The following is a 1476-nucleotide window of genomic DNA, read 5'->3' on the forward strand; positions in this document are numbered from 1 at the left end:
GCGGTTCCTTAAGTTCGTAGTTGCAGTTACTTCGTGTTGTTACGTTGTGCTGCGACCCGGGTGGGTCGGGTGAGGCTGTCGTGCTGTTTGCCGGCCTGGTGGTGCGGCTTGAAAGGACTGGCCGCCCGGCCAGCCTGGACTCCTCTGGCCGCTGATTGAGATCTGCGATGTGATCGCTTGTTTAAGGAAATGCCGGCGGGGTTGTCCATGAGGAACATGTTGGCAGACAAGCGAAAAGAGGTGCGATGACGGCGGGCCAGGTGTGTGCTGGAGTGGATGTCGGTAAGGAACATCACTGGGTTTGCGTGGTCGATGACAACGGCTCGGTGATGCTTTCGCGTCGACTGGCCAATGATGAGCAACCGATCCGTGAACTCGTCGCCGAGATCGAGCAACTGGCTGACGAGGTGTCGTGGACGGTCGACTTGACCACCGTGTATGCCGCTCTGTTGTTGACGGTGCTGGCCGACGCCGGTAAGCCGGTCCGGTATCTGGCCGGCCGTGCGGTGTGGCAGGCCTCGGCGGTCTACCGCGGTGGCGAGGGCAAAACCGACGCCAAAGACGCCCGAGTGATCGCCGATCAATCGCGGATGCGAGGCGCCGATCTGCCGGTGCTGCATCCCGATGACAATCTGGTCACCGAACTGCGGATGCTGACCTCCCACCGCGCGGACTTGGTCGCCGACCGTACCCGCACGATCAACCGGTTGCGTCAACAAATCACCGCGGTCTGCCCGGCGTTGGAACGGGCCGCACAACCGACACAAGACCGTGGCTGGGTGGTGCTGCTGACGCGGTATCAGCGACCGAAAGCTATTCGCCAAAGTGGTGTCTCGCGCCTGACGAAGATGCTCGACGATGCCGGGGTTCGCAATGCGGCCACGATCGCCACCGCGGCTGTGGCAGCCGCCAAATCGCAGACGGTGCGCCTGCCCGGCGAAGAAGTCGCCGCCGGGCTCGTTGCCGAGTTGGCCGGGGAGGTGATTGCCCTCGATGACCGCATCAAGACCACCGATGCTGACATCGAGGGCAGATTTCGCAACCATCCACTCGCCGAGGTGATCACCAGCATGCCCGGCATGGGTTTTCGACTCGGTGCCGAATTCCTTGCTGCCGTCGGAGATCCCGCACTGATCGGATCGCCCGACCAGCTTGCTTCCTGGGCTGGTTTGGCACCGGTGTCTCGCGACTCCGGAAAACGCACCGGACGCCTGCACAGCCCCCAGCGCTACAGCCGCAGACTGCGTCGGGTGATGTACATGTCGGCGCTGACCGCGGTCCGCTGCGACCCCGCTTCCAAGGCCTACTACCAGCGCAAACGAGACGAAGGGAAGCGCCCAATCCCCGCCACCATCTGTCTGGCGCGGCGCCGCATCAACGTCCTCTACGCCCTCATCCGTGACAACCGCACGTGGCAACCCGATTCACCCCCCATCGCCAAATCGGCCGCTTGACTTCTTCATTGAGAGTCCTTTC

Annotated in this window: 1 protein-coding gene; it reads left to right on the top strand. The window is 63.0% G+C overall.

Features of this window, described 5'->3' with window-relative positions:
- The first annotated feature begins 245 nt into the window (after window positions 1–245).
- Window positions 246–1454, top strand: a complete 1209-nt coding sequence (locus tag BST28_RS22880) for an IS110 family RNA-guided transposase (RefSeq protein ID WP_109560779.1) — start codon at window positions 246–248, stop codon at window positions 1452–1454.
- Window positions 1455–1476: the final 22 nt, after the last annotated feature.

The sequence above is a fragment of the Mycolicibacter kumamotonensis genome (genome assembly GCF_002086285.1).
Taxonomy (GTDB): domain Bacteria; phylum Actinomycetota; class Actinomycetes; order Mycobacteriales; family Mycobacteriaceae; genus Mycobacterium; species Mycobacterium kumamotonense.

Coding starts and splice junctions, on each gene's coding strand:
- BST28_RS22880 (WP_109560779.1), top strand. CDS start 246: ATGACGGCGGGCCAGGTGTGTGCTGGAGTGGATGTCGGTAAGGAACAT.